At 68.4% G+C, this 22,608-nt stretch carries 22 protein-coding genes; 12 read left to right on the forward strand and 10 right to left on the reverse strand.

Going from position 1 to position 22,608, the window contains the following annotated elements:
• The first annotated feature begins 3 nt into the window (after window positions 1-3).
• The 6 genes from lpxD to B2U11_RS09065 all read left to right on the forward strand — a co-directional run bounded on the left by lpxD (window position 4) and on the right by B2U11_RS09065 (window position 5,346).
• Window positions 4-1,017: a UDP-3-O-(3-hydroxymyristoyl)glucosamine N-acyltransferase gene (gene lpxD / locus B2U11_RS09040; protein WP_292071268.1), complete on the forward strand. Its 1,014-nt coding sequence runs from the start codon at window positions 4-6 to the stop codon at window positions 1,015-1,017.
• Window positions 1,014-1,493, forward strand: coding sequence for a 3-hydroxyacyl-ACP dehydratase FabZ (gene fabZ / locus B2U11_RS09045; protein WP_292071269.1), 480 nt, complete (start codon window positions 1,014-1,016; stop codon window positions 1,491-1,493). Before lpxD ends, fabZ begins: the two co-directional genes overlap by 4 nt.
• The gene (gene lpxA, locus B2U11_RS09050; RefSeq protein WP_292071270.1) at window positions 1,493-2,281 is read left to right on the forward strand and encodes an acyl-ACP--UDP-N-acetylglucosamine O-acyltransferase; all 789 of its coding nucleotides are present in this window, start codon (window positions 1,493-1,495) and stop codon (window positions 2,279-2,281) included. The genes fabZ and lpxA overlap by 1 nt, the downstream gene beginning before the upstream one ends.
• Window positions 2,278-3,114, forward strand: a complete 837-nt coding sequence (gene lpxI / locus B2U11_RS09055; RefSeq protein ID WP_292071271.1) for a UDP-2,3-diacylglucosamine diphosphatase — start codon at window positions 2,278-2,280, stop codon at window positions 3,112-3,114. Before lpxA ends, lpxI begins: the two co-directional genes overlap by 4 nt.
• Window positions 3,111-4,280 carry a lipid-A-disaccharide synthase gene (gene lpxB, locus B2U11_RS09060; RefSeq protein WP_292071272.1) on the forward strand — a complete coding sequence of 390 codons (1,170 nt, stop codon included), beginning with the start codon at window positions 3,111-3,113 and terminating at the stop codon, window positions 4,278-4,280. Before lpxI ends, lpxB begins: the two co-directional genes overlap by 4 nt.
• A gap of 76 nt (window positions 4,281-4,356) precedes the next feature.
• Window positions 4,357-5,346 carry an FUSC family protein gene (locus tag B2U11_RS09065; RefSeq protein ID WP_292071273.1) on the forward strand — a complete coding sequence of 330 codons (990 nt, stop codon included), beginning with the start codon at window positions 4,357-4,359 and terminating at the stop codon, window positions 5,344-5,346.
• A 65-nt stretch (window positions 5,347-5,411) separates the two neighbouring features.
• Here B2U11_RS09065 and gltA read toward each other — a convergent pair whose 3' ends face one another.
• Together gltA and gltX are read right to left on the reverse strand one after the other, a co-directional pair.
• The gene (gene gltA / locus B2U11_RS09070; RefSeq protein WP_292071274.1) at window positions 5,412-6,704 is read right to left on the reverse strand and encodes a citrate synthase; all 1,293 of its coding nucleotides are present in this window, start codon (window positions 6,702-6,704) and stop codon (window positions 5,412-5,414) included.
• 230 nt (window positions 6,705-6,934) lie between these two features.
• Window positions 6,935-8,359: a glutamate--tRNA ligase gene (gene gltX, locus B2U11_RS09075; protein ID WP_292071275.1), complete on the reverse strand. Its 1,425-nt coding sequence runs from the start codon at window positions 8,357-8,359 to the stop codon at window positions 6,935-6,937.
• Between the two features lie 58 nt (window positions 8,360-8,417).
• Between gltX and B2U11_RS09080 the strand changes: the two genes are divergently transcribed.
• Window positions 8,418-10,535: a ComEC/Rec2 family competence protein gene (locus B2U11_RS09080; protein WP_292071276.1), complete on the forward strand. Its 2,118-nt coding sequence runs from the start codon at window positions 8,418-8,420 to the stop codon at window positions 10,533-10,535.
• On the opposite strand, the gene lexA is transcribed toward B2U11_RS09080, so the two are convergent.
• From lexA to B2U11_RS09100, 4 genes are all read right to left on the reverse strand, one after another.
• Complete coding sequence (lexA, locus tag B2U11_RS09085) at window positions 10,516-11,211, reverse strand: transcriptional repressor LexA (protein WP_292071277.1); 696 nt, start codon at window positions 11,209-11,211, stop codon at window positions 10,516-10,518. The two genes, B2U11_RS09080 and lexA, sit on opposite strands and share 20 nt — an antisense overlap.
• A gap of 112 nt (window positions 11,212-11,323) precedes the next feature.
• A complete protein-coding gene (gene trpC / locus B2U11_RS09090; RefSeq protein ID WP_292071278.1) occupies window positions 11,324-12,118 on the reverse strand; it encodes an indole-3-glycerol phosphate synthase TrpC in 795 nt (264 codons plus the stop codon).
• Complete coding sequence (trpD, locus tag B2U11_RS09095) at window positions 12,115-13,152, reverse strand: anthranilate phosphoribosyltransferase (protein WP_292071279.1); 1,038 nt, start codon at window positions 13,150-13,152, stop codon at window positions 12,115-12,117. The genes trpC and trpD overlap by 4 nt, the downstream gene beginning before the upstream one ends.
• A 1-nt stretch (window position 13,153) precedes the next feature.
• A complete protein-coding gene (locus B2U11_RS09100; protein ID WP_292071280.1) occupies window positions 13,154-13,744 on the reverse strand; it encodes an anthranilate synthase component II in 591 nt (196 codons plus the stop codon).
• A gap of 107 nt (window positions 13,745-13,851) precedes the next feature.
• On the opposite strand from B2U11_RS09100, the gene B2U11_RS09105 reads away from it, so the two are divergent.
• Window positions 13,852-14,043, forward strand: a complete 192-nt coding sequence (locus B2U11_RS09105) for a peptidoglycan-binding protein (protein ID WP_292071281.1) — start codon at window positions 13,852-13,854, stop codon at window positions 14,041-14,043.
• Here the strand turns inward: B2U11_RS09105 and trpE are convergent.
• Window positions 14,040-15,563, reverse strand: a complete 1,524-nt coding sequence (gene trpE / locus B2U11_RS09110; protein ID WP_292071282.1) for an anthranilate synthase component I — start codon at window positions 15,561-15,563, stop codon at window positions 14,040-14,042. The two genes, B2U11_RS09105 and trpE, sit on opposite strands and share 4 nt — an antisense overlap.
• Window positions 15,560-17,467 carry a peptidylprolyl isomerase gene (locus B2U11_RS09115; RefSeq protein WP_292071283.1) on the reverse strand — a complete coding sequence of 636 codons (1,908 nt, stop codon included), beginning with the start codon at window positions 17,465-17,467 and terminating at the stop codon, window positions 15,560-15,562. Before B2U11_RS09115 ends, trpE begins: the two co-directional genes overlap by 4 nt.
• A gap of 139 nt (window positions 17,468-17,606) precedes the next feature.
• Here B2U11_RS09115 and tpiA point away from each other — a divergent pair, with 139 nt between their 5' ends.
• The 4 genes from tpiA (at window position 17,607) to B2U11_RS09135 (ending at window position 20,850) form a co-directional block, all read left to right on the forward strand.
• A complete protein-coding gene (gene tpiA, locus B2U11_RS09120; RefSeq protein WP_292071284.1) occupies window positions 17,607-18,356 on the forward strand; it encodes a triose-phosphate isomerase in 750 nt (249 codons plus the stop codon).
• A 76-nt stretch (window positions 18,357-18,432) separates the two neighbouring features.
• Window positions 18,433-18,843, forward strand: a complete 411-nt coding sequence (gene secG / locus B2U11_RS09125) for a preprotein translocase subunit SecG (protein ID WP_349680720.1) — start codon at window positions 18,433-18,435, stop codon at window positions 18,841-18,843.
• A 122-nt stretch (window positions 18,844-18,965) separates the two neighbouring features.
• A complete protein-coding gene (locus tag B2U11_RS09130; protein WP_292071286.1) occupies window positions 18,966-20,618 on the forward strand; it encodes a CTP synthase in 1,653 nt (550 codons plus the stop codon).
• Window positions 20,619-20,721: 103 nt separating this feature from the next.
• Window positions 20,722-20,850 (forward strand): hypothetical protein, encoded by a 129-nt coding sequence (locus tag B2U11_RS09135; RefSeq protein WP_292071287.1) that lies wholly within the window; start codon window positions 20,722-20,724, stop codon window positions 20,848-20,850.
• Window positions 20,851-21,325: 475 nt separating this feature from the next.
• Here the strand turns inward: B2U11_RS09135 and B2U11_RS09140 are convergent, their stop codons facing one another.
• Window positions 21,326-21,889 carry a GNAT family N-acetyltransferase gene (locus tag B2U11_RS09140; RefSeq protein ID WP_292071288.1) on the reverse strand — a complete coding sequence of 188 codons (564 nt, stop codon included), beginning with the start codon at window positions 21,887-21,889 and terminating at the stop codon, window positions 21,326-21,328.
• The coding region (locus B2U11_RS09145; protein ID WP_292071289.1) for a prolyl oligopeptidase family serine peptidase at window positions 21,886-22,608 on the reverse strand (723 nt) is incomplete at its 5' end. The genes B2U11_RS09140 and B2U11_RS09145, both read right to left, overlap by 4 nt.

Genomic DNA, 22,608 nt, shown 5'->3' on the forward strand with positions numbered 1-22,608 from the left:
CGGATGCCCGATCCCCGCTTCTTCGAGACCCTGTCGCCGCTCAGCGTAGCCGAACTGGCGGCCAGGATCGGCGGCGAGGTCGAAAGGGGCGGGGAGCGGATCGTGCGCTCCGTCGCGCCCTTGTCCTCTGCGGACGAGGGCGCGATCGCGTTTCTGGGCGACCGCAAGTTCGCCAAGGCCCTGGGCGAAACGCGCGCCGGCTGCGTGGTCGTGACGGCCGAGGCCGTGCCCGCGACGCCGGCGGGATCGGCGGTCATTTCGCATCGCACGCCCCAGGCCGCCTGGGCCCAGGCCTCTCTGCTGCTCCATCGCCCGATCGCCCTGAACCATGCGGCGTCCCTGTCGGACGTGGCCGAGGACGACAGCGTGGTGATCGAACCGGGCGTGGTCCTGGGCGAGGGCGTCCGCATCGGGCGCGGATCGCGCATCGGCGCCAATACGGTGATCGGCCCGGGCGTCCAGATCGGGCGCGACTGCGTCATCGGTTCGAACGTCAGCGTGGGCTTCGCCCTGATCGGAGACCGGGTGAAGCTGTACGCCGGCGCCCGCATCGGCGAGGCGGGTTTCGGCGCCACGGGAACCGCCGCCGGCGTGATGGACATTCCCCAGCTCGGTCGCGTCATCCTGCAGGACAGCGTGACCGTCGGCGCCAACAGCTGCATCGACCGGGGCGCCTATGACGACACGGTGATCGGCGAGAACACCAAGATCGACAACCTGGTGATGGTCGGCCACAACTGCGTCATCGGACGCAACTGCCTGCTGGTCGCCAACACGGGCATTTCGGGTTCGGTCACCGTGGGCGACAACGTCATCTTCGGCGGCAAGGCGGGCATCGGCGACCACATCACCATCGGCGAGGGCGCCCGCGTCGCGGCCGGCGCCGGGGTCCTGGCCGATATTCCGGCCGGCGAGACCTGGTCCGGCTATCCGGCGCGTCCGATCCGTCAGTTCTTGCGCGAGACGGTCTGGCTCGCCAAACAGGCCGCTTCCAGGAAGGGGCCGAGGGAATCATGAGCGACACCGTCAACAGCGACACCGTCAACATCGACTACGCCGAGGTGATGCGGCGGCTGCCGCACCGCTATCCGTTCCTGCTGGTCGACAAGGCCGAGAGCTTCGTGCCGGCGACCTCGATCGTCGGCATCAAGAACGTCACTCACAACGAGCCCTTCTTCCCCGGCCATTTCCCGATCGACCCCGTGATGCCGGGCGTGCTGATCGTCGAGGCCATGGCCCAGACCGGCGCGTTGCTGATGTCCAAGACCCTGGATGTCGCCGTGGCGGACAAGGTCATCATGTTCATGTCGATCGACGGCGTACGGTTCCGCAAGCCGGCGCGGCCGGGCGACCAACTGCGCATGGAGGTCAAGGTGATCAAGGCGCGGGGCGACGCGTACAAATTCCGCGGCGAAACCTTCATCGACGGCAAGCTGGCGGCCGAGGCCGAGTTCATGGCCATGGTCGTGACGGTGGCGGAGCCCGCCGCCTGATGACCATCCACCCGACCGCCCTGATCGACGTCTCAGCGACCCTGGCCGCCGGGGTCGAAGTCGGGCCCTGGTGCACGGTCGGACCGAATGTGGAGTTGGGCGAGGGCGTGCGACTGGTCAGCCATGCGGTGATCCAGCAGGACACGACGGTGGGCGCAGGCACGGTCATCCATCCGTTCGCCGTCATCGGCGGCGACCCGCAGCACAATGGCTACAAGGGCGAGCGCGTGCGGCTGGAGATCGGCACAGACAACCTGATCCGCGAGCACTGCACCTTCAACCGCGGCACGCCGCAAGGGACGGGTGTGACCCGCGTCGGCTCCAACAACCTGTTCATGACCGGCGCACACGTCGGGCACGACTGCGTGGTCGGCGACAATGTCGTGATGGCCAACAACGCTACGCTGGGCGGGCACGCCCAAATCGGGAACAAGGTGTTCCTGGGCGGCCTGTGCGCCGTGCATCAGAACGGCCGGGTCGGGCAGGGGGCCATCATCGGCGGCCTGGCGGCGGTGACGCGCGATGTCATCCCCTATGGATCGGCCTGGGGCAACCATGCGCGGCTGCGTGGCCTGAACCTGATCGGCCTGAAGCGCAAGGGCTACGGCAAGGACCAGATCCGCCGTCTCCTGGCCGCCTATCGCGAACTGTTCGAGGGCGACGGCGAATTCGCCGGCCGCATCGACGGCGTGGCGCACCGCTATGCGGACCTGCCCGAGATCGTCGAGATCGCCACCTTCATCCGCGAGGGCGGGCGGCGTCCGCTGTGCCTGCCGAACGCCGAATGAGCGGGCCGAAGCTGGGCCTGATCGCCGGCGGCGGCGACCTGCCCCAGGCGGTGGCCCAGCGCTGCGACGCGGAAGGGCGCGACCTGTATATCGTGCGACTGGACGGGTTCGCCGATCCGCACCTGACGCGCTGGCCCGGCGACGACTTCGGCATGGCCCAGATCGGCGCGATCCTGAAGGCGCTGAAAAAGAACGGCTGCGGCGCGGTCTGTCTGGCGGGGGTCGTCAATCGCCCGGATTTCAAAAGCTTGAAGCCGGACCTTAAGGGCGCATCGCTGCTTCCCGGCATCGTTTCGGCGGCCGCCAAGGGCGACGACGCTCTGCTCCGGAAAATCCTCTCCGTGTTCGAGGCGGAGGGTTTCGCCGTCGAAGGCGCCGACGACATTCTGGGGGGCGAGACGCTGCCTGCGGGCGCCCTTGGCGCTTTGACGCCGACCAAGCACCAGTTGGCTGACTTGAAAAAGGCGCTTCACGTTGCGGAAAAATCAGGTGAATTGGATATCGGCCAGGGCGCCGTCGTCTGCGATGGCCTGGTCCTGGCCGTAGAGGCGCAGGAGGGCACCGATGCGATGCTGGATCGCGTGGCGGGCCTGCCGGATGATTTGCGGGGACGGCCCGGCGACGCCCGCGGCGCACTGGGCAAGGCGCCCAAGCCGATCCAGGACTTGCGGGTCGACATGCCCGTGATCGGTCCGCGCACGCTCGAGAACGCCGCGCGCGCCGGCTTGGCCGGCGTCGGCGGAATCGCGGGGCGACTGATCCTGATCGACCGTCCCGCCGTGATCGAAACCGCCGACCGCCTGGGGCTGTTTGTCTGGGGCGAAGCGCGGTGAGTCGCCCGTTGAAGATCATGCTGGTCGCGGCCGAAGCCTCGGGTGACGCCCTCGGCGCCGGTCTGGCCAAGGCGCTGAAGGCGCGGCTGGGCGATGACGTGACCTTTGTCGGCGTGGGCGGGCCGCGCATGGCGGCGGAAGGCGTCGACAGCCCATTCGACATCGCCGAACTGTCCATCCTGGGCTGGGTCGAAGGCCTGCGCGCCTATGGCAAGGTCAAGCGCCGGGTCGCGCAAACGGCGGCCCTGGCCGCGCGCGAAAATCCTGACGCCGTTGTGCTGATCGACAGTTGGGGGTTCACCGTTCGCGTCGCCAAGGCGATCCGCGCCGCCCAGCCGCGCATTCCGCTGATCAAATACGTGGGGCCGCAGGTCTGGGCGTCCCGCCCGGGGCGCGCCAAGACCCTGGCCGGCGCCGTCGATCACCTGTTGGCGCTCTACGCCTTCGACGCGCCCTGGTTCGAGAAGGAAGGCCTGGCGACGACCGTGGTGGGATCATCGGCTCTCCACGTCGACATGGATGGCGCGGACGGGGCGGCGTTCAGGGCCCGGCATGGCGTCGGGGCGGATGCGCCGTTGCTGCTGGTCTTGCCGGGGAGCCGTCCCAGCGAAGTCCGGCGCATGACGCCGGTTTACGAGGCGACAGTGCGGACGCTGAAGGCGAGCCTGCCCGATCTTGCGGTCGCCGTGGTGGCTGCCGGGACTGTCGCTGACGATGTCGCGGGCCGGGTCGCCGCTTGGCCAATGCGCGTGCATCTGGTCGCCGAGGACGAAAAATACGATGCGATGAAGGCCGCCACGGCCGCATTGGCCACCAGCGGAACCGTCTCCACCGAATTGGCCCTGGCCGGCGCGCCCATGGTTATCGCCTATCGGATCGACGGCCTGAGCTACGTCTTGATGAAGCGGCTGGTGACGGCCAAGCACATCACCCTGTTCAACATCGCCGCCGACCAGCGGATCGCGCCTGAGCTGATCCAGGACGACGCCACCCCGAAAAGACTCGCCCAGGCCGTAGGCCGTCTGCTCCGCGATCCGGAAGCCGCCGCCGATCAGGCCCGCCGTCAGACCGAGGCGCTGGCCCTGATGGGCCGGGGCGGCGCCGATCCGTCGCAGCTAGCCGCGGACGCCGTGCTACGCGTGGTGGTAGACAAGGCGCGCGGCTAGGTCGCCCGGTGGCCTTTTGGCGCCATAGGCTCCATCTTGTTGAAATGATGATCCAGGACGGCAGGACGGGGGCGCCATGCATGGGCTGAACCCTCGCAGGGCGGCCGAGGCGCGCGCAGCCCTGCAGATGGCGGCCGGCGCCGGCGCGGCGCTTTATCTGGCGACGGCGTTGGGTCTGCCGCATCCCTACTGGAGCGTGATCTCGGCCATCGTGGTGATCCAGGCCAGCGTCGGCGGCGGCGTTCTGACGGTGGCGCGGGACCGGGCGATCGGAACCGCCACCGGCGCCGTGGTCGGGGCCGCCGTGGCTTTTACTCGTCCGGAAGGCATGGCGGGCCTGGCGGGGGCTATCGCTCTGGCCACCGCAATCCTGGCCTTTTTCGGCGCAGGGCGGCCGTGGTTGAAGGTCGCGCCGGTCACGGCCGCCATCGTCATCGCCGGCGGCGCGGGTCCGGATGGTCCGGCTTCCCTGGCTCTGGACCGGGTGCTGGAAATCCTGGTCGGCAGCGGCGTGGGCGTGGTCTCCATCCTGCTGCTGTTTCCGCGCCACGCGCGTCAGACGTTTCGTCTCCAGGCGCGCGATGCGGCGGGCGAGGCGGCGGCCCTTCTGGGACTGGTGCTGGAAGGCGAACCCGCGAACGCCGCCGAGATCAGCCGGCGGCGCACGGACCTGAAGCGGCGGTTGGATACGCTGGGGCAGGCGGCCAAGAACGTGATCGACCTTCCAGGCCCGCAGCGCGAGACGGCGGACCGCGCCGCCCTTGTGCGGGCGTTCTGGCGGGTTCGCAGCGACATCGTCATCCTGGGGCGCGGGTTCCAGGTGGAGGACGCGGGGCCGCGCCTGAGGCCTTGGAAAACCGCTGGCGAAAGGGCCGTGACGCGCTTGGAGGCGCTGTCGCGCGGGCGCCCGGGCGAACCGTTGGGTCAACCCGACGTCGCCCTGGCGCTGGGGCCGGCCGAGGACGCCGGCGACATCGCGCGGGGCGCGGCGGCGATCGGCCTGGCCCACATGTTCCGCGACCTGGACGACCTCGGCGAACGGTTCGTCGATCTGCACCTGGCCTGATGCCAAAAGAAAGGACGCCGGGATTAACCCCGGCGTCCTTCAATCCGCTTTCCGGCTTGCGAGGATCAGCCGCGCTGGTCGATCGCCACGTAGTCGCGCTCGGTCGGGCCGGTGTACAGCTGACGCGGGCGACCGATCTTCTGCGACGGATCGGCCATCATTTCCTGCCACTGGGCGATCCAGCCCACGGTGCGGGCCAGGGCGAACAGCACGGTGAACATGCTGGTCGGGAAGCCCATCGCCGACAGGGTGATGCCCGAATAGAAGTCGACGTTCGGGAACAGCTTGCGCGAGGTGAAGTACTCGTCCTGCAGGGCGACCTTCTCCAGTTCCTTGGCGACCTGGAACAGCGGGTCGTTCTCGCGGCCCGTGGCGGCCAGGACCTCATAGGCCGACTGCTGCATCACCTTGGCGCGCGGGTCGTAGTTCTTGTACACGCGGTGGCCGAAGCCCATCAGCTTGTACTTGCGGTCCTTCACGCCTTGGATGAACTCGGGGATCTTGTCCGGGGTGCCGATCTCCTTGAGCATGGTCAGCGCCTCTTCGTTGGCGCCGCCGTGCGACGGGCCCCACAGGCAGGCGATGCCGGCGGCGATGCAGGCGAACGGATTGGCGCCCGACGAACCGGCCAGACGGACGGTCGAGGTCGAGGCGTTCTGCTCGTGGTCGGCGTGCAGGATGAAGATGCGGTCCATGGCGCGGACCAGGGCCGGGTCGACCTTGTAGTCCTCGGCCGGGACGGCGAAGCACATGCGCAGGAAATTCTCGGCGTAGGACAGATCGTTGCGCGGCGACACGAACGGCTGGCCGATGTGATACTTGTAGGCGCGCGCCGCGATCGTCGGCATCTTGGCGATCAGGCGGATGGCCGAGATGTCGCGCTGGACCGGATCATGGATGTCCAGGCTGTCGTGGTAGAAGGCCGACAGGGCGCCGACCGTGCCGACCATGATGGCCATCGGGTGCGCGTCGCGACGGAAGCCTTCGAAGAAGCGGTCGAACTGGCTGTGCAGCATCGTGTGCATGGTGATGCTGTTTTCGAACTTCTCGTACTGCGCCGCGGTCGGCAGCTCGCCGTGCAGCAGCAGGTGGCAGACCTCGACAAAGTTCGATTTCGACGCCAGCTGGTCGATCGGATAGCCGCGGTGAAGCAGCACTCCGGCGTCGCCGTCGATGTAGGTCAGGCCCGACTCGCACGAGGCGGTCGAGGTGAAGCCGGGATCGAAGGTGAAGGCGCCCGTGCCGCCATAGAGCTTCCTGATATCGATCACGTCCGGACCGGTCGAACCCGACAGGATCGGCAGATCGACGCTCTTGCCCTCGAACTCGAGGGTGGCGGTTTTGGCTTGGTCAGTCATCAATGCCCCTTTGCAATATGACGTCCGGGCGCGGGGAGGCGTCGGGCGCTCTTTGGTTTGTGGGTGTCACTTAGTCTGTTGCAAGTCGATTGCACAGAGAAAGATTCAGCGTTTTCAGTAGTTTCCTGTATCTTTCAGTGACTTAGAGTTGGTCAATGTCGGACGATGTTGGACAAAGTTGCACGTTCGTAGCGCCCATTCGGGGCGTAACGCCCGCCTTAACGCCCCGATCAGGAGGCGTATCTAGTCTGTTGCAACGCATCATCCAAGCGCCCGAGACTTTCGTCGCGCCCAAGGGCAGCCAAAGTCCGTGCAATGTCCGGCGAAGTTGACCCGGCGGTAAGCGCCGCGCGCATCGGCGGGCCGATCTTGCCGAACCCGACGCTCTCGTCTTCGGCGAACGCCTTCAGCTCGGCTTCCAGGGCGAAGACGTCCCACGACTGAAACAGCGCCAGCCGGTCGCGCAGCCGCCCCAGACGCTCCAGGGTCTCGCCCGTCAGCAGCGCCTGGCCCTTTTCATCCGGCGTCAGGGGGCGGGGCTTTAGAACGAAGACGGTCTGATCGGCCAGTTCCAGAACCGTCTTGGCGCGATCCTTGACGAAGGGCAGGGCGCGCTGGAGGCGGCCCTCGTCGTCCTCACGCAGGGCATGGCCGCGCGCCAAATGCACATCCAGGGCCAGCTTGGCCAGACGCTCGTCTTCCGCCAGGCGAAGCCAGTGGGCGTTGACGTGGGCCAGCTTGTCGAAGTCCAGCCGGGCCGGAGCCTTGCCGATCCCCTTGAAATCGAACCAGGCTATCGCCTGTTCGTCGCTGAACAGCTCGTCGTCGCCATGAGACCAGCCCAAGCGGGCCAGATAGTTCCGCATCGCCTCGGGCAGATAGCCCATCTCGGCGTATTCATGGACGGCCTGGGCGCCGTGACGCTTGCTGAGCTTGGCGCCGTCGGGGCCGTGGATCAGGGGAATGTGGGCGAAGGTGGGGCGCGACCAATCCAGGGCGTCGTATATCAGGCTCTGGCGGGCGGCGTTGTTCAGGTGATCGTCGCCGCGAATGACGTGGGTGACGCCCATGTCGTGGTCGTCCACCACCACGGCCAGATTGTAGGTCGGCGCGCCGTCCGATCGCAGCAGGACCAGGTCGTCCAGGTCCTGGGTCGACCAGCTGACGTCGCCCTGCACCTGGTCCGCGACGGTGACGGTCGCGCCCAGCGGACGGCGGAAGCGCACGACATGCGGAAGCGCCAGGTCGTCGACGGTCGGCTGGCGTTCGCGCCACGGCGACTCGAAGGCGCGCCTTTCGGCCTTGGCGACCTCGCGCAGACGCGCGGTCTCCTCGGGCGAGGTGAAGTCACGGTAGGCATGGCCGGTTTCCAGAAGCTGATCGACCACCTCGCGGTGCCGGTCGGCGCGGCTGAACTGGAACACCGGCTCGTCGTCGGCGAACAGCTCCAGCCAGCTGAGACCGTCGAAGATGGCCTTCACGGCGGCTTCGGTGGAGCGCTCCCGATCGGTGTCCTCGACGCGGATCAGGAAACGCCCGCCGTGTGCGCGGGCATACAGCCAGTTGAAAAGCGCCGTGCGAGCGCCTCCTATGTGGAGGTAGCCGGTCGGCGAGGGGGCGAAGCGCGTGACGACGGTGGAGGAAGGGGAGGTCATGGGGGAGGGGTCCGTAAGCGAGGCCCTTATAAACCCCGACGCGGCAAAGCCTACCCCCTTGGCCCGATTGCGGGGATGGCTGGCGGCGCAGGTCGAGGCGCAGGCGCTGCGGTGGCGGCTGTGGACGCCGGTGGCCTTCGGCGGCGGATGCGCGGCCTATTTCGCCCTGCGGGCGGAGCCGTCGTTGTGGCCGCTTCTGATCGCCGGCGGCGCCCTGTTCGCGCTCTGGCTGACAGCACGGCGACGCGGGATGTCGCGCCGTTGGACCCTGTGGCTTCTGCTCGTCGCCTGTTTCGCCCTGGGGCTGTGCGCGGCCAAGGCGCGCTTGCTCGCCGTCGCGGCCCCCATCGCCCCAGCGATGACCGAGCCGACGACCATCGAAGGCTGGGTCATCGATGTCGACAGTCCGGGCGAGAACGGCCATCGGATCGTCGTCGCGCCTGTCCGCATACGGGGCCTGGCGCCGGAAGCGACGCCGGTGCGACTGCGCGCGACGGTCAAGGGCGAACCGCCGCCGCCCGGCGCGCCGATCCGCGTGTTCGCCATTCTGAACCCGCCGCCTGCGCCGGCCAGTCCGGGGGCCTACGACTTTGCGCGCAACGCCTTCTTTCAGGGGATGGGCGGCGTCGCCTTCTCGCTGTCCCCGACCCGACCCGCCGTGCTGGAGGAGCCGCCCTGGAGGCTGCGCCTGGTCATGCGGATCAACGCCGCCCGCTATGCCTTGGCGCAGAAGATCGTAGCGCGGCTGGGCGAGCGCACCGGCGGGATCGCCGCCGCCATGGTGACCAGCCACGAGACCTGGATCAGCCAGGACGACCTGGACGTGATGCGCGATTCCGGCCTGGCGCACATCCTGTCGGTCTCCGGACTGCACATGGCCATCGTCGGCGGCTTCGTCTTCTTCGCCGTGCGATTGGGCGTGGCGGCGTGGCCGTGGCTGGCGCTGAGAGCGCCGGGCAAGAAGATCGCCGCCGTCGCGGGCCTGGCGGCGGTCGGCGCCTATCTGATTGTATCCGGCGCGCCCGCTCCGGCAGAACGGGCCGCCATCACGGTCTCCATCGCCTTTCTGGCCATCCTGCTGGATAGACAGGCGGTGACCATGCACGGACTGGCGGTCGCCGCCTTCGTGGTCCTGCTGATCCAGCCGGAGGCGGTGATGACGCCGGGCTTTCAGATGTCGTTCGCCGCCACCGCCGCCCTGATCGCCTTGGTGGAGGCCTGGCCGAAGCGGACGCGAGAGATTTCCGCGCCCTGGCCTATCGTCGCCGTTCAAAGGTTCGCGACCTGGATCACTGCGGCGGTGGCGGCCAGCCTGGTCGCTGGCATGGCGACCGGCCCCTTCGCCATGCAGCATTTCAACCGCACGGCCATGTATGGCTTGATCGCCAATCTGGGCACGTCACCGGTGGCGGACTTCGTCCTGATGCCCGCTCTGGCCCTGGGGGCGGCGCTGGAGCCGCTGGGCCTGGGAGGACCGTTCCTCGCCTTGGCGGGATGGGGCGTCGACACGATGTTGGCGATCGGCGAATGGACCGCCGGCCTGCCGGGGGCGGTCAAGTCCGTCTCCAGCGCGCCGGATTTCGTCCTGCCCATCGCCTTCGTCGGCGTTCTGTTCATGTGCCTGTGGACCGGGCGACTGCGGTGGGCTGGGCTGCCTATGGCGGCCGCTGTCCTGATATGGCCGCGGCCGCCCGCGCCGGACCTCTGGATCGGGGAAGAGGGGACCAACGCCGCCTATCGGATCGAGGGGCAGGCCATCGTCGTTCGGCCGGGTGTCCGAACCTACGCCGCCGACCTGTGGGCCCGTCGTCGCGGACTGACCCCGACCGAGAGAAGGCCCGACTGGACGTGCACGCGGTTTTCGTGCGCTCCGCCGGCCGACGCCGCCGCTCCGGTCGCTTTGTGGTGGGGACGTCGAGCGCCGGATGCGACGCAACTGGAGGCCCTGTGCCGTTCGGCTCCCGTGGTCAGCGTCCGCGCTACGATTCCCAGTCTGCCGCCCGCCTGCAGCCATCGTCTGGTGCTGGACGGCGTCGATCTGGCGCGCGGTGGAGCCGCCGAACTGTGGCGCGCGCCCACGCCGTCGGGCTGGAAGGCCGTCTGGACGGCCGATGTGCGCGGCGACCGGCCGTGGACGCGCGCGGCCGGCGATGCCTTCAGTGGTAACGGCGGATAAGGCCCACCAGCTTGCCCTGAACCTCAACCTGGTCGGGGCCGAAGATACGGGTTTCGTAGTTCCGATTCGCGGGCTCCAACGCGATGGAGGCGCCCTTGCGGCGCAGGCGCTTGAGCGTCGCCTCCTCGCCCTCGACCAAGGCCACGACGATCTCGCCATTGTGGGCCGTGTCGCCCTTTCGGATGACCACCAGATCGCCGTTAAGAATACCGGCCTCGATCATGGAATCGCCCTCGATCTCGAGGACGTAGTGGTCGCCGCGACCCAGCATGGATTCCGGGACGGGCAGGCGCTCGCGTTCGTGCTGGATGGCCGCGATCGGGGTGCCGGCTGCGATCTTGCCCAGCAGGGGCAGTTCGCGAACGTCGTTGGCCGGCTCTGGCGGCGTCGTGCGAAGACCGCCGCCCTCGATCACGTCCGGCTTGAACCCGGCCCGACCGCGCGGCGCGCCGGCCGTCGCCTGTTCGGGCAGTTTCATCACCTCCAGCGCGCGGGCGCGGTGCGCCAGGCGACGAATGAAGCCGCGCTCCTCCAGGGCGGTGATCAGACGGTGGATGCCCGACTTGGACGCCAGGTCCAGCGCTTCCTTCATCTCGTCGAACGAGGGAGACACGCCCGTCTCCTGAATGCGTTCATGGATGAACATCAGCAGTTCGTGCTGCTTGCGCGTGAGCATCGCCTGGCCCTCATACGCCCCTTCCGTCGAATCGGAACGAGCCGTGAACATATGGCGATGTTCTGTAAGTGTTCCTTCCTAATGTCAACTTAACGGCGTTCGCCGCCAGACATCAGGCGGCCAGCAACGTCCGGGTGGCGGCTTCCACGTCGGTCTGCCGCATCAGGCTTTCGCCCACCAATATGGCCTGGGCGTGGGCGGCCGAGACGCGCTCGACGTCCTCGGGCGTGAAGATGCCGCTTTCGGCCACCAGCAGGGCCTTGACCGGGCTGAGCATCGACAGCCGCTCGGTCGTCTCCAGATCGACCTCGAAGGTGCGAAGGGAACGGTTGTTGACGCCCACCAGATCGCCGCCCAGCGCGCAGGCGCGCGCCATCTCGGCCTCGTCGTGGGTCTCGATCAGGGCGTCCATGCCGAACCGCCCGGCCTCCGCCAGCAGTTCAGCCGCAAGGGCGTCGTCCACCATCGCCAGGATGATCAGGATGCAGTCGGCGCCCAGCGCCCGGCTCTCGGCCACCTGCCAGGGATCGACGAGGAAATCCTTGCGAAGGCAGGGCAGGGAGACGGCAGCCCGCGCCTGGCCCAGGAAGGCGTCGTCGCCCTGGAAGCTGGGACCGTCGGTCAGAACCGACAGACAGGCCGCGCCCCCGGCCTGGTAGGCCAGGGCCAGCGCCGGCGGATCGAAGTCGGCGCGGATCAGCCCCTTGGACGGACTGGCCTTCTTGATCTCGGCGATCAGGGCCGGGCGTCCGGTCTCCTCGACCTTGCGATCCAGGGCGTCGCGGAAGCCGCGCGGCGCGGAGGCGGCCAGGGCCAGCGTCTCGATGGCGTCCTGCGAGCGGGCGGCCTTGCGTGCGGCGATGTCCTCTCGCTTGTAGGCGGCGATGCGTTCCAGCACGTCGGTCATGCGTCCTCGTCCGTTTCCAGGGGCGCGGAGGTGATGTGGGCCAGGCGCTCCAGCGCCTGCGCGGCCCGGCCGTCGTCGATGGCGGCGGCGGCGAGCACGGCGCCCTCGGCCAGGTCGGCCGCGCGATCGGATACCACAAGGGCGGCGGCGGCGTTCAGCAACACGATGTCGCGGTAGGGACCGGACTGCCCCTCCAGCAGGGCACGCAGGGCGGCGGCGTTCGCCTCGCCGTCGCCGCCGCGAATGGAGTCCAGCGGCGCGTGCGGCAGGCCGGCGTCTTCAGGCGCGACCTGGAAGCGGCGAACCGCGCCGTCCTTCCATTCGGCGACCTCGGTGGGGCCGGACGTGGCCAGTTCGTCCAGGCCCTGGCCGTGGACGGTCCAGGCCCGCGTCGCGCCGAGCCGACCCAGCACTTCGGCCAGCGGCTCAAGCAGGCGCGGATCATAGACGCCCATGACCTGCCGTTTCGCGGATGCAGGATTCGAAAGCGGCCCCAATAGGTTGAATACTGTCCGAAATCCGAGTTCCGCCCTTACCGGCCCGACATGGCGCATGGCCCCGTGGTAGGCCGGGGCGAACAGGAAACAGATTCCGGCCTCGTCCAGCGCCCGGCGCTGCTGCGCGGGCGACGCCATCAGGTTCACGCCAAGGATCGACAAGACGTCGGAAGATCCTGATTTCGAAGAGATCGCGCGATTGCCGTGCTTGGCCACCTTCAGCCCGGTCCCGGCCAGGACGAGGGCAGCGGCGGTGGAGATGTTGTAGGTGTGCTGGCCGTCCCCGCCGGTGCCGCAGGTGTCGATCACCTCATAGGGATGATCCAGCGTCAGGGCGGCGTCGCGCATCGCCCCGGCGAAGGCGGCGATCTCGTCGACCGTCTCGCCCCGGATGCGCAGGGCGGTGACGGCGGCGGCAACCTGGGCCGGCGTCGGTTCGCCGCGCAGACAGGCGGCGAAAAAGTCGTGCGCCTGCTCGGACGTCAGCGGCTGGCCTTCGACCAGTCGGGCGAGGATCGGCTTGAACCCGTCCGCCATGTCAGGCGGCCGCGAGGCGCTTCACGCCGGCGATGTCCAGAAAATTGGCCAGCATGGCGTGGCCATGCTCGGTGGCGATGGATTCCGGGTGAAACTGGACGCCGTGGATAGGCCGGCTGCGGTGCTGCAGGCCCATGATCTCGCCATCGTCGGTCCAGGCCGTGATCTCGAGACAGTCGGGCAGGGTTTCGCGCTTCACCGCCAGGGAGTGATAGCGCGTGGCCGTGAAAGGCGACGGCAGACCAGCGAACAGGCTGCGCCCCTCGTGCACTATCGGCGAGGTCTTGCCATGCATCAGGGTCTTGGCGCGCACCACTTCACCGCCGAAGGCCTGACCGATCGACTGATGGCCCAGACAGACGCCCAGGATCGGCATATCGGCGCGCGCGCTCTCGATCAGGGGAAGGCAAATTCCCGCCTGGTCCGGCGCGCACGGTCCGGGCGACAGCAGCACGGCCTGGGGGTTCAGCGCCCAAGTCTCGTCGACGCTCAGGTCGTCATTGCGCACCACATGGGTCGGCGCGCCCAACTCCGCGAGGTAGTGGACGAGGTTGTAGGTGAAGCTGTCGTAGTTATCGACGACGAGGATCATGTTTGGGCTTCTAGGCCCGTGCGCCGCCCGCGCCAAGCCGGCTCGGCGGTAAAGCGCACGTTAACCGTCACGGTCGCCCAATGACGCGACAGGAAGGGGCCGACCGCATGATCGATTCGACCGCACAGATCGCCATGGCGAAGACGCTGTTGGCCCATCCCAAGGTCGCTCCGCCCAGCGGCCTGGCGGCGCTTGGTGCGGCGACCCTGGCCGCCGCGGCCGCGATCGTGATGGCCGGGGTCGTGGTGCTGGGGCCGGGCGTGGCCATCGACGACCCTTCGGTCGTTCTCTCTCGCTAGAAGGCGTCGGCCCGGAAACGCCAGGCATCCGAGGCCGCCCGCATCGGCGCACGCGCCTTGTGCTGGGTCTCGGCGTATTCCGCCGCCGGATCGCTGTCGGCGACCACGCCGGCCCCCGCCTGAACGAAGATGCGCTGGTCGGCGAACAGGGCGGTGCGCAGGGTGATGCAGATGTCCGCCTCGCCGCCGGCCGAGATGTAACCGACGCCGCCGCCATAGCCGACGCCGCGCTTCTCGTCTTCCAACTCGTCGATGATCTCCATCGCCCGCACCTTGGGCGCACCCGACAGAGTTCCGGCGGGCAGGGCGGCCAGCAGGGTGTCGACGGCGTCCAGTTTCGGATCCGCCTTGCCGCGAACATTGGAGACGATGTGCATGACCTGGCTGTAGCGCTCGACCACGAAGCTTTCCGTAACTTCGACCGTGCCCGGCGCGGCCACGCGTCCGACGTCGTTGCGGCCCAGGTCCAGCAGCATCAGGTGCTCGGCGCGTTCCTTCGGATCGGCCAGGAGTTCGGCCTCGAGCGCCTTGTCGAGTTCGGGCGTCTCGCCGCGCGCACGCGTTCCAGCCAGGGGACGGATGGTCACCTCGCCGTCCTTCAGGCGAACCAGGATTTCCGGGCTGGACCCGGCCAACTGAAAGCCGTCGAAGTTCAGGTAGAACAGATAGGGCGACGGGTTCTGTCGCCGCAGCGAGCGGTAGAAGGCGAAGGGATCGGCGCCCCACGGCGCCGAGAAGCGGTGGCTGAGCACCACCTGGAAGATGTCGCCCGCCCCGATGTAATCCTTGGCGCGCGCGACCATCCGACCGAAGGCGTCCTCGTCCACTGGGGAGGTGAAGACGGGCGGCGGCGTTTCCTGCACCGGCGCGCGCGCCGGCAAGGGCTGGCGAAGCGCCGTCTCGAAGGCGTCGAGACGACCCTGCGCCTGCGTCAACGCCTGGGCCGGATCGGCGCCGGCGTCTGGATAGGCGGCGGCCACCAGCACGATCTCGTGCTTTACCGAATCGAAGATCGCCACCAGCGAGGGGCGGGTCAGCACCGCGTCGGGCAACGCGAGGGGATCGGGATTGGCGTCGCCCAACGGCTCCAGCAACCGAACCATGTCGTAACCGAACACGCCGAACAGGCCGGCCGCCATCGGCGGCAGGTCCTGAGGAAGGTCGAAGCGTGAGGCGGCGATCAGGGCCCGCAGCGAGTCCAGGGTCGGCGCGGCCTCGGCCTCGAACCGGGCCGAGGCGATCGCGTCCGCGCCCCGCGCGATCTCCGCGCGTTCGCCCTGGCATCGCCAGACGAGGTCGGGATCGAGGGTGAGGATCGAATAGCGCCCCTTGACCGCCCCGCCTTCGACCGACTCCAGGAGGCAGGCGTAAGGCCGGTTGCGGCCCAACTTCAGGAAGGCCGAAACCGGCGTCTCCAGGTCATCGATGACCCGCCGAACCAGCACCTGGGGTCGGCCGGCGCTCAGGCCAGCCTTGAAGTCCTCCGCCTCGACGTCGGCCCCGCCCGCAGTGCTCGTCATTGCGCGGGAGCGGGTGTGGCGGGCTGGTCGGGCAGGCCGAGGGCCTGACGCGCCAGGACCGGATCGTTCTTGACCTTGGACCGGGCGGCGCCGGCGGTGAAGGCGCTTTCGGTGAGCCCCTGGGCCAGGTCCTGCGCGATGCGCGCACGGGCGGCCTCGGCGGCCGGACCCGCGACGGACGGCTCGGCGGCATGGACCTGATCCACGCGGCCGACGACATAGCCGGCGTCGGACGGCTGGGCGAAGACTTGGCCCTTGCCTTGGCCGAACAGCCCCTGCAGCGCGCCTTGGCCGACGGCTTCCTGGGTGGCGCGATCGCGGCCGATACGCTGGCGAGACACCAGGGTCGCTCCGGCCGAACGGGCGACGGCGGCGATGTCCTGACCGCCGCGCACCTGGCCGGCCAGCTCCTCGGCCTTGGCTGAGACGCGGCGCATGACCTCGCGGCGGGTCCATTCCTGGGTCAAGGGCGCGCGGACTTCGTCCAGCTTGGGCAGGGCGGCCGGACGGATGTCATTGACGCGCACGGCGAAATACTGGCCCTGGCCGGCGTCGATGACGTCGCTTTCTCCGCCCTTCGTCAGGCCCCAGGCGGTGGAAAAGACCTGTTCAGGGGCGTTCAGCGGCTGCCCGTTCGGCAGGCGGCCGTCCTGGGTCACAGGGGGCAGGTCCACGATGCGGGCGCCGGCCTCGCGCGCGGCGTCGGCCAGGTTCTTGCCGTCCTGACGCGCCTTCTCGAACTTCTGGACGCTCTCATAGGTCGCGCCCTTGGCGTCCTCCTCACGCAGTTCCTGAACGATCTGCTCGCGGGCGCTGTCCAGCGTGGCCGGTTGCGGGGCTTGGATGTCGGTCACCTTGGCCACCGCGAAGCCCACGCCCGCCTGGATTGGATCGGACACCTGGTCCTTCTGCAGACCGAAGACGGCGGCGGCGACGGCGGGGTCGCCGACGGCGGTGCGGGGCGAGCCGGCGAATTCGGCCGGACGGACATTGTTGGCGCGGCCCGCATCGGCCGGCGACTGGCCGGCGCGCAGGGCGGCGGCGATCTTCTGCGCGGTCTCGCGGTTCGGCGCGGTCAGGGTGACGAAGGTGCGGGTTTCAGGACGGCCCAGGCTGTCCTTCTTGAACTCGAAGCGTTCGCGGATGCGATCGTCGGAGATGGCGGCGGTCCGGGTGGCCGCGTCAGGGCTGAACAAGACGACCGAAACCATGCGGAACTCGGGGCTGCGTAGCCGCGCCGCGTTCTCCTGAATGAAGGCGTTCAGCTGGGCGTCGGTGGGGGCCGCAGGGCGCTCGATCATCGCGTCCGTGACCTGGAACCAGCGGCCGTCGCGGGTCTCGAAGGCCTGGCCGGCCAGGACCGCGCCATAGATGCGCGGGGCGCGAACGCCCGCCTGCAGGGCCGCGCCGAAATGTTCGGTCGCATACTGGTCGCGCAGGTCCTGTTCCAGCATTGCGGGGGTCAGGTTCTGCTGCGCCAGCGCGCTTTCATAAGCCTGTTGATCGAACTGGCCGGTGACCTGGTTGAAGAAGGCCGGGATCTGGCGGATCTGCTTGACGATCAGTTCCTTGCCGGGGCGGATGCCCGCCTCCCAGGCCCAGTTTAGAAAGCCCAGTTGCTGGGTCTGGCTTTCCAGGAAGCGTCCGGGAATGTTCTCGGCCACCAAGTCCTCGTTGGTCACGGGACGGCCGGCCTGTTCCTGGATGTTCGCGCGCACCCGATCAAAGGCGGCCCGGAACTCCGCCTCGTTCATCGAACGGGAACCCGCGTCGATCACGTGCTTGGGCCCCAGGTTCGAGAACACGTCCATGCGCGCGCCCACGATCACGAAACTGATGGCGATCAGGACGAGCAGGGCCGCGGCCCACTTGGAACGGGAGAAGGCGCGGAAGGCGGTGATCATTCGAGAATCCCGGGACTGGCCGAGGTTGGCGTCACTGCGGCGTATAGGCGGGCGAGGGGGATGGCTGCAAGGACGGCATGATGGCGGCAATGCGGCGCGCCCCCTTGGCTTGTCGGCTCCGGGCGCCTAGACAGGCGGCATGAAACAATCCGTGAAGTTGGTGGTCGGCAATTGGAAGATGCACGGCCTGTCGGGAGCGTTGGATCAGGCATCCAGTCTCTCTAGGGCGCTCCTCGCCGACGCATGCGCGGTGCGCGTCGGCCTCTGTCCGCCCGCGACGCTGATAGACCGCATGCGCGGCGTGCTGGCGGAAGGTCAGGTGGAATTGGGCGCTCAGGACTGCCATGCCCAGCCGCAGGGGGCGTTCACGGGGTCCGTGTCAGCCGAAATGGTGGCCGACGCCGGCGCTCGCTTGGTGATTCTGGGGCATTCCGAGCGCCGCACGGCCTTTGGCGAAACGGACCGCGACGTCGCCGACAAGGTCGAGGCCGCCGTGGCCGCCGGTCTGGAACCGATCGTCTGTGTGGGCGAAAGCCTGGCCGAGCGCGAGGAAGGAGACGCCGTCGCGGTCGTGACGGCCCAGGTCGCCGCCTCCTTGCCGGACAGTCTGAAGGAGCGGCCTTTCGCCGTGGCCTACGAGCCGATCTGGGCGATCGGCACCGGCCTGACGCCGACCCTGGACCAGATCGCCGAGATGCATGGGGCGATCCGTTCGGCCATCGTCGAGCGCCTGGGACAGGGCGCGGCCCGGGCGCCGATCCTGTACGGCGGCTCTGTCAAGCCGGACAATGCGGGCGCGATCCTGTCGACGCCGGAGGTCGGTGGCGCTCTGGTCGGGGGCGCCTCCCTGAAGGCAGAGGATTTCCTGGCCATCATTCGCGCCGCCTGAGGTTTGCCCCCGGCAGGCTTCGGTGATAGAGGCCGCCGCTTGATCGGCGCGCGGTCGCGCCCACATGAACGAAGCCATGCTCCAGACCATTCTGCTCGCCGCCATCATCCTGGTCGCCATCGCCCTGACTGGCGTGGTGCTGCTGCAGCGCTCCGAAGGCGGCGCGCTGGGCATGGGCGGAGGCCCTTCGGGGTTCATGACCGCGCGCGGGGCGGGCAACCTGCTGACCGTTACCACCTGGTGGCTGGCGGCGGCGCTGTTCGCCCTGACCATCGTGCTGACGGTCGTGGGCAATATGGACCGGGCCTCGCAGTCGGTGATCGACGCCGACGCGGTCGGCGCCCTGGCCACCACGCCCCAACCTCAGTCCCAGCAGCCTGCCCAGCCGCAGCAGCCGACGACGCCCGCCCAGCCGGCCGCGCCGTCGCTGGACGACCTAGAGGCCAGCCTGCCGTCCGCGGCGCCGGCCCAACCGCCCGCCCAGTAAGGGCGCCGCCCCGACCGAGTTTCCGAAAGCGCGCCGCAGGGCGCGCTTTCTTCTTTTGATCAACAGTTCGATTCGCGACCGCCGATGCCGCCGGCGCGAATCATGGAGTAAGGTGTCCGCCCATGGCTCGCTATGTGTTCATCACCGGCGGCGTGGTTTCCTCGCTTGGAAAAGGCCTCGCCTCCGCCGCCCTCGGGGCGCTTCTCCAGGCGCGCGGATACAAGGTCCGCCTGCGCAAACTAGACCCCTATCTGAACGTCGACCCGGGCACGATGAGCCCGTATCAGCACGGCGAGGTCTTCGTCACCGATGACGGCGCCGAGACCGACCTGGACCTGGGTCACTACGAGCGGTTCACGGGGGTGTCGGCCGCCAAGTCCGACAACATCACCACAGGTCGGATCTATTCGACCATACTGGAGAAGGAGCGGCGCGGCGATTATCTGGGCGCCACCGTCCAGGTCATTCCCCACGTCACCGACCAGATCAAATCCTTCTGCCTGACGCCGGCCCTGACCGACGACGGCGACGACGTCGATTTCGTGCTGGTCGAGATCGGCGGCACGGTCGGCGACATCGAGGGGCTGCCCTTCTTCGAGGCCATCCGCCAGCTGGGCCAGGACCTGCCGCGCGGACAGTCGTGCTTCGTCCACCTGACGCTCTTGCCCTTCATCAAGACCGCCGGCGAGATGAAGACCAAGCCGACGCAGCACTCGGTCAAGGAACTGCGCTCCATCGGCATCCAGCCCGACATCCTGCTGTGCCGCTGCGAACAGCCGATCCCGGCTGACGAGAAGCGCAAGATCGGTCTGTTCTGCAACGTGCGCGAAAGCGGCGTGATCCAGGCGATGGATTCGGCCGACATCTACGCCGTGCCGCTGGACTATCACCGCGAGGGGTTGGACCGGGAGGTGCTGGCGCATTTCGGCATCACCGACGCGCCGGAGCCCGACCTGTCCGGCTGGCAGGAGATCGCACGCCGTCGCCTGCATCCCGACGGCGAGGTCACCGTCGCGGTCGTCGGCAAGTACACGGTGCTGAAGGACGCCTACAAGTCGCTGATCGAGGCGTTGCACCACGGCGGCGTGGCCAACAACGTCAAGGTCAACATCGACTGGGTCGAGGCGGACACCTTCGAGGGCGACCCCGAGGCCTGCGAGGAGCGACTGCAGGGCGCCCATGCGGTGCTGGTTCCCGGCGGTTTCGGCGAGCGGGGCTCGGAAGGCAAGATCGAGGCGGCCCGCTTCGCCCGCGAGCGCAACATCCCTTATTTCGGCATCTGTTTCGGCATGCAGATGGCGGTGATCGAGGCGGCGCGAAATCTGGCGGGTTATCCCAAGGCGTCCTCGACCGAGTTCGGCCCGACCGACGAGCCCGTCGTGGGCCTGATGACCGAATGGACCCAAGGCAATCAGCGCGTGCTGCGCCAGCAGGGCGGCGACCTGGGCGGAACCATGCGCCTGGGCGCCTATGAGTCGACGCTCAAGCCTGGTTCCAAGATCGCCGAGATCTACGGCTCGACGGACATCAGCGAACGGCATCGCCACCGCTACGAGGTCAACATCAACTACCGAGAGGCCATCGAGGAGAAGGCGGGGCTGGTGTTCGCGGGCCTGTCGCCCGACGGCGTGCTGCCCGAAACGGTGGAGCGATCCGACCATCCGTGGTTCATCGGCGTGCAATACCACCCCGAACTGAAAAGCCGCCCGTTCAAGCCGCACCCGCTGTTCGCCAGCTATATCGCCGCCGCCGTCGTGCAGAGCCGCCTGGTCTAAGGACGCAAAACGGCGTTCACGGAGCCGCGATTCCACCCGGCCTGCATCTTGCTGTATCCTGGGCCTGTGGGATCGAAATGATCCATCGGCTGTGGGATCGTCGATGATCGGCGAATTGCTCTATCAGTTGCACCGCCACTTCCGGGTGGTGATGGCCATCGGCGCGGTGGCCAGCCTCGCCGCCTTTGGCGTGCTGGGCTACGCCACCCTGTCGTGGCTGACGGCGACATAGGAGCCCCCCGTCGGACGGGCCCCGTTTCGCTTATTCGATCTTCAGCCGCGCGAACACCATGGCGCCGTCGGGATCGCCGCCGTAGAGCGGCTCCAGCGGTCCGGGAACCTGGTTGAAGGCGTAGAGCCCACCCAGCCCCAGGCGGACGCGGGAGCGATACGCCAGTCGCGGACCAGTCCCAGCGACGCCTGGACACGGTGTAGAGCGGCCCGTGGCCCCCGTTGAGGCCAGGGACCAACTCGTCGGTTTCGATACGCTCGGCCCGGCCCAAGACAGTCCAGCGGTCGTTCGGGTGAACCGCTGTTTCCAGCAGCCATCCGTCCTTGGACTCGACGCAGCAGACCATCGACTTCATCGCCATCGGGGCCTTGTCGGGCGAGGGCTCATGATGATCCTGCTGATGGCAGGGCGCGATCTCGCTCGGCGCCGCAGACAGCCAGCAGGATCTGCAAGATCTTCACGGCCGCAATGACGCTCAGGCGCCGATCTTGTCGACCAGGGGCAGACCCGGCGCGGCAGGCGGGGAGGCGTCGCCGTCGCCCAGAGCCCGCTGCATGAAGATCACGTCGCGCCAGTCGTCGTGCTTCCATCCCGCCGACCGAAAACCGCCCGCATCCTCGAACCCGCGGGAACGATGCAGGGCGATGGAGCCGAGATTCTCCGCATCGCCGATGACGGCGACCATCTGCCTCAGCCCCATCGTCGTGCAGCGCGCGATCAGCGCGTCCAGCAGGACGCCGGCGACGCCGCGCTCCCTGGCCCACGGCGCGATATAGATCGAGTCCTCGACCGTGTAGCGATAGGCCTGACGGGTCCGAAACGGCGCGGCGTAGGCGTATCCCGCGACCACACCGTCCAGGTCCGCCGTCAGGCAGGGCAGCCCCAGCTTTGTCACTGCGGACAGCCGGCGAGCCATCTCGGCCTCGTCCGGCGGCTCCAGCTCGAACGTACCCCGGCCGTTGGCCACGCTTTCGGCGTAGATGGCGGTGACGGCTGCGATGTCGGCGGCCGTCAGGTCACGGACGTCAGGGGCGTTCAAGCGGCTTCCCAGCCCTTGTCCACGGCCCAGATGGCGAAGGCGTAGTCGTGGGCGACCTCCTTCAGATAGTCGAACCGCCCCGCCGCGCCACCGTGACCAGCCTCCATGTTGATCTTGAGCAGGACCGGCTTGCCCGAGGTTGTGGCCGGCCGCAGCTTGGCGACCCACTTTTCCGGCTCCCAGTAGGTGACGCGCGGATCGGACAGGCCGCCGGTCGCCAGCACCGCAGGATAAGCCTGGGGCTTCACCTGGTCGTAGGGGCTGTAGCTGAACATGTAGTCATAGGCTTCGGGGTCCTCGATCGGATTGCCCCATTCGGGCCACTCGGGCGGCGTCAGCGGCAGCGAGGTGTCGCTCATGGTGTTGATCACGTCGACGAACGGCACCTGGCCGATCACGCCGGCCCACAGGTCCGGGCGCATGTTGTTGACCGCGCCCATCAGCATGCCGCCCGCCGAACCGCCTTGGGCGACGATGTTTCCGGCCGTGGCGTATTTCTGGCCGATCAGGTGTTCGGCGGCGGCGATGAAGTCGGTGAAGGTGTTCTTCTTGGTCATCCGGCGCGCGGCCAGGAACCAGCCCCAGCCCTTGTCCGAACCGCCCCGGATGTGGGCGATGGCGTAGATCCAGCCGCGATCGACCAGCGACAGCCGGTTGGTCGAGAAGCTGGCCGGCATGGGGATGCCGTAAGAGCCGTAGCCATAGAGCAGCAGCGGCGC

The organism is Brevundimonas sp. UBA7534 (assembly GCF_002479325.1).
In the GTDB taxonomy this organism is placed as follows: Bacteria; Pseudomonadota; Alphaproteobacteria; order Caulobacterales; family Caulobacteraceae; genus Brevundimonas.